This is a genomic window from Paenibacillus sp. 01T422, from assembly GCF_056398785.1.
Genome location: NZ_JBFTQB010000223.1, coordinates 1 through 7,783, shown reverse-complemented (window position 1 = coordinate 7,783; position 7,783 = coordinate 1). Strand labels below are relative to the sequence as shown.

At 48.1% G+C, this 7,783-nt stretch carries 4 protein-coding genes and 1 pseudogene; all 5 read left to right on the top strand.

All coding sequences use genetic code 11. From position 1 onward, the window contains the following. Positions 1-2,177, top strand: a pseudogene (locus AC1DUA_RS14540) (hypothetical protein); the annotation flags it as partial. 165 nt (positions 2,178-2,342) lie between these two features. Beyond that, positions 2,343-3,668: a Gfo/Idh/MocA family protein gene (locus AC1DUA_RS14535; RefSeq protein ID WP_477500448.1), complete on the top strand. Its 1,326-nt coding sequence runs from the start codon at positions 2,343-2,345 to the stop codon at positions 3,666-3,668. Then, positions 3,661-5,652: an alpha/beta hydrolase family protein gene (locus AC1DUA_RS14530; RefSeq protein WP_477500447.1), complete on the top strand. Its 1,992-nt coding sequence runs from the start codon at positions 3,661-3,663 to the stop codon at positions 5,650-5,652. The genes AC1DUA_RS14535 and AC1DUA_RS14530 overlap by 8 nt, the downstream gene beginning before the upstream one ends. Before the next feature lie 13 nt (positions 5,653-5,665). Further along, positions 5,666-6,340 (top strand): aspartate/glutamate racemase family protein, encoded by a 675-nt coding sequence (locus AC1DUA_RS14525; RefSeq protein ID WP_477500446.1) that lies wholly within the window; start codon positions 5,666-5,668, stop codon positions 6,338-6,340. Next, positions 6,334-7,593: a ribulose-bisphosphate carboxylase large subunit family protein gene (locus tag AC1DUA_RS14520; RefSeq protein ID WP_477500445.1), complete on the top strand. Its 1,260-nt coding sequence runs from the start codon at positions 6,334-6,336 to the stop codon at positions 7,591-7,593. Before AC1DUA_RS14525 ends, AC1DUA_RS14520 begins: the two co-directional genes overlap by 7 nt. Positions 7,594-7,783 lie beyond the last annotated feature (190 nt).

Sequence of the window (7,783 nt, the reverse complement as noted above, 5' to 3'; positions counted from 1 at the left end):
GGTCTAAGGCGCTTATAACGTATAAGGCACTTAATCAATATGGCGAGCCAATGAAGTTATCGGCAAGCAATGTGAGCGTTTATGTAAGCGCACCGAAACAAGTTCAGGTAACTATTTTGGCTGAAAGTAACGCTATGATCTTGGATGTAAGCGATTTACGGCCAGACAATACAATTACTGTTAACGTACTTGAAAAAAGCGGCTATTTAAATGTCAACAAAACATTCACGATTGGCGATATGCCGCAAGTGAAGAAAGTCGACTTAGGCGATCCGAAAAACAATCTGAAGCTCCCTGTTGGTCAACTGGTGTTTCAAGCCGGAGGAAAAGCGTACCTCACCTTTAAGGCTTATGACCAGTACGGCAATCGAATTGTAGATCCTAAAGTTTTGAGTATGGGATTATTCAAATCCTTTACCGGAACTATTGGCAACGTTTTCAAATTAGATGACCCCAATGATTTCGTTGATTATGACAACGACGGTTATCCAGAACTGCAATTGGTCGTTTATTCAGATTTGGACAGCAATAAAGAAGTGACTCTCAATTTGATGTTTAACGGCGAACAGGTGTCACAAAAATTGAATGTGGCTGCACCGAAAACAGCTTACTCCGTCGTGATCGGACCCGTAATCACGCCATTGACGGAAGGCGATATAGATAAAGCGATAAGCTTGAAAGTCATCGATTCGTCCAATCAGGAGTTAACTTCAACAGAAATAGCTGCGCTAGAAACGTCTGGGAAAATTTCCGTATATGCTACAGGCGGCCTTGTACTGGAAGCTAAACCGGCTACGCGTACTGACCCGATAACCAATATTACGCGCAACGTAGCTATAGACCTTAATGGCACTATTCACGTCAAAGAGGTGACGTCCGCAGGACCAGCTACTATCYATGTTCGAGTAAACGGACTCGATCAAACGTTTAGCCTCCCTATCATGATCGAACAGGCTCGTAAGCCCAATTCGATTAAATTGGATGATGGAAACTCGGGAAAAACGATTTTGTTGATCAATACCCTCTCACAAGCGAAAACGAGCGGTGTATTCAAAATCTATGATCAGTTCGACCAGGTGTTCGCGACGAAGCGTAGTGATTACAAGGTTGAGATGAAGCTTGAAAAGCTCAGCGGAGTAACGGGGGCCGTCTATACTACAGGAGCGGTGACACTCAATGATGCTACTCCTGTTGTACTGAGGGAGATTACGGATATTGTCAAAGACAAAACCGGTGACGGCGTATCCATCACCTTCAAAACTTATCCAGGCAAAAAGGGCAGCTACAAATTAACCGCTACTTTAGTTCATTTGGATGGAAGCGGGCAGATTCAAGAAAGGCTCAGCACCGATTCGATCATTGTGGATGTCGATGATATTACTAATCCGAATCTGACCTACTCCTTAGACTTAGGGTCAAGCAGCGAGCTGTTAGCAGTCGGAAGAATATTGTATGATGCGGCAAAAGTCAACAGTGTTACGAATGCGACCTACTTGTTCAGTAACTATTCGTCGCTTGCCAGAGGTGTCACCATTTTAACCAAAGATTCTGCTGGTTTGGATACAGGTCTTTCCGTTAAAGTCAGAGCGGTTACTTCCGACAATCCGAAGGCTATGGCTTATAACAACGGGAAAATTATTGGTCTCGACAGCGGAAAATTCAATCTTACGGTCTTTTTTGATACTCCGACTGGAGTTAAGTCACTCACACAAAGCCTTGGATCTGGTATCGATTCTATGGCCCCAACAGCCATCAAAATATCGGGAGGTAATCCCAAAACGATAAGTGATGGTGCAAAACTGCAATTAAACGGCCTCTATCTGTGGGATACGCAATTAATGAATCAATTGCAGGCCGCTACAAATTACGGTACATTCACTAATGTGTGTAAAGACAAAGACAATAAAGCAACTACGTGTGCTAACGCCGTTACGAATCAAGATCAAATTGGTCCGGCGAATGATTTTATCGGCTTGCAATCGTTTATCGGTGATATTATTTATAAAGAGCTCGATCCTGCCAAACAAGATTCGGTCTCTGTTAATCCCAATTTCACATTATCTTATACCCGCAATCCAAATAGCAGCGATCCTAAGACGAACAACATTCAACAATTCAATATTTACCTTGTTGGCGGAACGCAGATTCTTAAGTTTACAGTTATCCTAGGTAATTAGACAGCTAACTAGAAATACCCTGCCGGGCTACGAGCTACTCGGCAGGGTATTTCTACGTCCAGCCACGCCCAGACAGGATTGACCTATAATGACAGTCGTTTTCACTAATGGTTTGCCATTCGCAACTTTGTATACTTAACAGTAGAAGCAAGGAGGGATAACATCATGGCGAAGAAAAAATACGTGATTTGCGGCGTGAGCACAAGGGCTAACGGTATGTTTATTCGTCCTATGCTGGAGACTTTTCATCAGCATTGTGAAATTGTTGGTTTGTTGGATGCGGACTCAAGCCGCTTTGCCAATTGCTTTAGGAAATTTCCGGCGCTGGCAGGGACTCCCGTATATGCTCCGGCTCAGTTTGAGCAGATGATTCAGGAAACGAAACCAGATGCTGTGATCGTCGCAGGCGTGGATTACACCCATGTCGATTATATAGTTGGGGGCTTGCAGCACCATCTTGATGTGATTTCGGAGAAACCGATGGTGACGACTGGTGGCGATTGCAAGCGGGTATTGGATGCTCAGAGCAACAGCAGGGGGAAACTCCACGTCACTTTTAACTATCGGTATTCTCCGATTCATACAAGAATTAAGGAACTGATTCTGGAAGGCAGAGTCGGCCGGGTAACTTCGGTTGATTTGAATTGGTACATTGATACGTATCACGGTGCAAGCTATTTTAAAAGATGGAATCGCAAACGCAGCAACTCCGGTGGGTTGTCGGTGCACAAAAGCACACACCATTTCGATCTTGTGAACTGGTGGATCGACCAGAAACCATTGGAAGCGTTCGCATATGGAGCGCTGCACTATTTTGGTCCAGACGGGGAGTTGAATCCCGTGAAGGAAGACGGCAGACACTGCGGCACGTGCCGAGTCAAGCCCTCTTGTGCGTACTTCATGCGATGGTCATCACGGAGCAAAGAGATTGTACCGCCAGACGACCATGTGAATGCGGTAGACATCAAGCCTGACAATTTTACAGGATACCGTCCTGACGGGTGCATTTTCGATAGTGAAATTGATATTGAGGATACGTATGCAGCTGTAGTTAAGTATGATAAAGGCGCTATGCTAAGCTATTCCGTCAATTTCTCGGTGCCATACGAGGGATATCGGTTAGCGATCAATGGAACAAAAGGAAGGATTGAAACGAAGGAAATTATGTCTGGGCGCGCTGCTTTCCATGTGCCTGAGCAAACGATCGATTACTTCCCGCTATTCGGAGGCAAAGAAACGATACAGGTTGTGCCCAAAGCCGGCGGTCATGGCGGAGGGGATCCGCTCATTTTGGAAGACTTGTTCCTGGGACCTGATCCGCAGCGCTCTTATGACATCATGGCGGGTGCTGAAGCGGGTGCATTTGCGGTGCTTACGGGGGAAGCCGTTTGGAAATCGGCTGCTGCCAATCAACCTATACGTTTATCCGATTTGTTGGTTGAGTCAGAACTGGCAGAAGTGTCAAGAGGAGGAGGTTCTCATCGTGTTTRAGAAGTTTGAAAATGTTCAAATCGCCCATTTTGATGTGAAAAGCCAGCTGCCTAGATGGATTTATGAATCCGCCATGCGCGCAGCAGAGAGAGGTGAGCTTGCGCGTGGATCCATTGAAAATAAAGGCGATCTTATTCAGCGCCAGAAAGAGATCCGAGAAGGTATCATTACTTGTGTAGGTGGTTTGCCTGCTTCGGACACGCCTTTGAACCCCCAAGTAACAGGTAGGGTCTCCGGTAATGGCTTTTATGTAGAGAAAGTAATTTTTGAAAGCAGACCGCTCGTTTATGCTACAGCAAATTTATATCTACCTGATGGAATAACCGAGCCACGTGGCGCTGTGCTTGTGCTGTGCGGACATCGTGAGCAGGCGAAACATTGTGACGAGTACCAGACGGTCTGTCACTACTTGGTTCATGCCGGTCTAATCGTCTTGTCGCTTGATCCGGTAGGTCAAGGCGAACGGTTCGGCTTCTATGATCCTGCAACTGGGCAGGCGCCGATGACGAGTGTGACCGAGCATGAAAATGTAGGCCGGCAATGTTTGCCGATTGGCGACAGCTTGGCGCGCTATATGCTTCACGATGCCATGCGGGCTATTGACTATTTGTGCACGAGAAAAGAAGTTGATTCACAAAGGATCGGTGTTACGGGTCATTCTGGCGGCGGCACGCAAACATCGCTGCTCATGATGGCTGACGAGCGCATCGCTGCCGCAGCACCAGGCGGATTCATCATGAACCGGCCGTATTTTCTCCTTACGGGTAAAGCGCAAGACGCTGAGCAGAAATGGCCAGGCTTCTCTGCGCTAGGATTTGATCACGAGGATATTGTGCTTGCAATGGCGCCTCGACCTGTGCGTGTACTCGCTACAACGTACGATTCCGTACCGATTGAGGGGCCACGTCACACCGTAGCGGTCAATCGAAGATTTTGGGAAATGTATGAGAAAGGGGCGCAATTGGATATTTATGAGGATGAAAATGCTCACCGCTTTTCTATCCCATTAGCCCGTGCGGCAGCTGAGTTCTTCTCGGAACAACTGCTAGGGTGTAAGGTTACCCCGCAGGATGAAGCGGTTCAGTTGCTGCCAGCGGATCAGCTGCGATGCACGCAGAGCGGGCAAGTAATCGGTGAATGTCTGGACGCCCGCAACACACACGCTGAAACAATCGAGCGCCTGAACCAGTTGGAGAAAGCGCGTTATGAGTTGCCGGAGGATCTGCGGAAAAAGCAGGCATTGAAGTGGCTGCGAAATGCCGTGAACTTCAATCGCAAGCCATGCGATCTGAACCCGCGTCTTTCCGGAGGCGGTGAGGTGGAGAATCTATGGGCGCTCAGAACAGTATGGTGGAGCCAACGAGGTCTCTTGAACAACGCGTTGCAATTTTTCCCAGCTGAATCGGCGGGCCGCAAGCTGCCAGTTACCATTGCTGTGTGGGACGGCGGGACCAAACAACTGAATGCACATGCCAAATGGATCGAAGAAACCTGTGCTTCCGGCCGTATTGCCATGGTATTGAATCCAGTGGGCATCGGATCGTTATTGCCGCACGTGAACTCGCCCGAGGAGAGACCCTACAAACGCTTCGGTATGATGGATCGCTACACAGATGAGTTAATGTGGCTCGGTGATAGTATGGCAGCGGTACGAACATACGACGTTTTGAGGGCWATCGAATTAGCAGGGACGATGAAAAATATCGATTCGGATGATATTGAGCTTTACGGCAGTGGGAAATATGCGATATACGCTGAGTTAGCTGCGCTGCTTGATTCACGCGTCCAACGCGTATGTCTGAATGACCGAATGAGCAGTCTCGCTGAGTGGATTAAAGAACCATTTTATGATGAGAATGATTCTTTGAGTTTCATATTGCCAGGCATGCTCCGTTATTTCGACATTCCTGATGCAGACAATTGGCTCGCGCAAGAAGGTAGATTAGGCACCGCCATTAAGCTTATGAATAACACAGCTAGCTAAAGGGGGAGAAGGCATGGCTACAGTTGTTGCTGTTTACACGGGTCAAGGGCTATCGGAGCGTATCGGGCCGCTGTTTCGGGAGGAATTACCGGGCTGCCGCCTTGTCAACATTATCGATGATAGTTTGATTGCGGATGTGATTCAGGCAGGTGGAGTGACTACGGCGGTAGTACGCCGCCTGGTTCAGTATTATCGGCATGCCGAAGACATCGGCGCTGATCTCATCCTCAATACGTGCTCGTCGGTAGGTGAAGCAGCGGATCGTGTACGCTCATTGTTCAATATTCCTATTGTTAAAATCGACGATGATATGGCACGTCAGGTCACCAAAAATTTTAATCAAATCGGCGTGCTGGCTACACTGCCTACTACACTTGAACCGACTAGGCAGTTGCTGCAAAGAGAGGCTGAACGGCAAAGTCGGAAAGTCAGTGTCGTAGACGCTCTGGCTGTAGGGGCTTATCAAGCATTAGTTTCTGGCCAGCCCGAGGAACATGATCGTTTGATTTATGAAGCGGCCAAATCAGTAGCAAATAAGGCGGATGTACTTGTGCTGGCTCAGGGATCTATGGCAAGGATGGAAAAAGCGTTAAGTCAGGAAACCGGACTGCCTGTGTATGCTAGCCCACGTCTAGGTATCATGGCTGTACGTGCCGAATTGGAAAGACAGGGGAAATATCCATGTTGAAGAACGACCAAGTCCTTGCAACCTATTGGCTCGAAACCGCATTTTCACTGGAGAAGGCTTGTGAAATTATCGTCAGTGAACAATCGACGGGAACGTTCCTGCCACTGCCGAATGAAACCGATAGCTTGAAGCAAAAACATCGCGCGCAGATTGTGTCCATTCATGAGTTGGAAAGCTCGCCATTTCCTTCGCTACCGGGGGCTAAGGTGCCTTCGGATAGCAAAGGCACCTTCCGCCGTGGTATCGTCAAGATTGCATTCCCATATGCCAATATTGGACCTTCGATTCCGAATTTACTTGCGACAGTTGCAGGAAATCTGTATGAACTGGAAGAGCTGTCGGGACTTCGGCTGCTTGATCTGGATTTGCCTTTGCAGTTTCAAGAGCGGTACGAAGGCCCGCAGTTCGGTATCTCTGGTACACGGGAGCTGACTGGTGTGCATGGACGGCCGATCATCGGAACGATCATTAAGCCAAACATCGGATTGACGTCAGAACAGTTGCGGTTGATTGTACGTGAGCTGGCTTTGTCCGGGATTGATTTTATAAAGGACGACGAGGTGCATGGTAACCCGCCGTACGCCCCAATTGCTGAGCGCATAAAGGTAGTCATGGAAGAAATCGAGCGAGCAGCGGATCGAACTGGTAAAAAGACGATGTACGCCTTTAACATTACCGATGATATAGATCCGATGATGCGTCATCTCGATACTATCGTAAAAGCCGGAGGCAACTGCGTTATGGTCAGCATGAATAGCATCGGATTTGCTGGCCTTGCGCACTTGAGGAAGCATGCCCCCGTATGTATACACGGACACCGGAACCAATGGGGTATGCTGTCACGATACCCGTATCTAGGCATGTCATTTGCTGCCTATCAGAAATTGTGCCGTCTAGCCGGTGTGGATCATCTGCATGTTAACGGTCTCAACAACAAGTTCTATGAAGACAATGCTTCCGTCGTAGATAGCGTGCGTGCATGCATGACGCCAATATTTGATCAATCTGACRCGGTGCTTCYTGTGTTGTCATCGAAACAATGGGCGGGGGCAGCACCTGAAACGTACCGTACGCTGCGAACTGTCGATCTGATGAATATCGCAGGAGGCGGTATCCATGGGCATCCGGAGGGACCCGGGGCAGGATTTCGTAGTCTTGTGCAAGGGTGGGATGCAGCTTTGGCGGGGATTCCTTTGGATCTGCATGCCGACAAACATCCTGAATTGAAGCAGGCTTTAGCAGCATTTGGCTAGAGCTAACTTCAATTGAGTGGGAAGGGAGAGGATACCGCCATGCGAATCTGCTATTACGGCGATGACTTCACAGGTTCTACGGATGTATTAGAGGCGCTCACGATCGGCGGTTTGCGTATTATTCTGTTTATGGACATTCCGAGCCTGCCAATCTGGCAGGAGAAATTTGGTCATTATGACGGTTTTGGCG

Coding starts and splice junctions, on each gene's coding strand:
- AC1DUA_RS14525 (WP_477500446.1), top strand. CDS start 5,666: ATGGCTACAGTTGTTGCTGTTTACACGGGTCAAGGGCTATCGGAGCGT.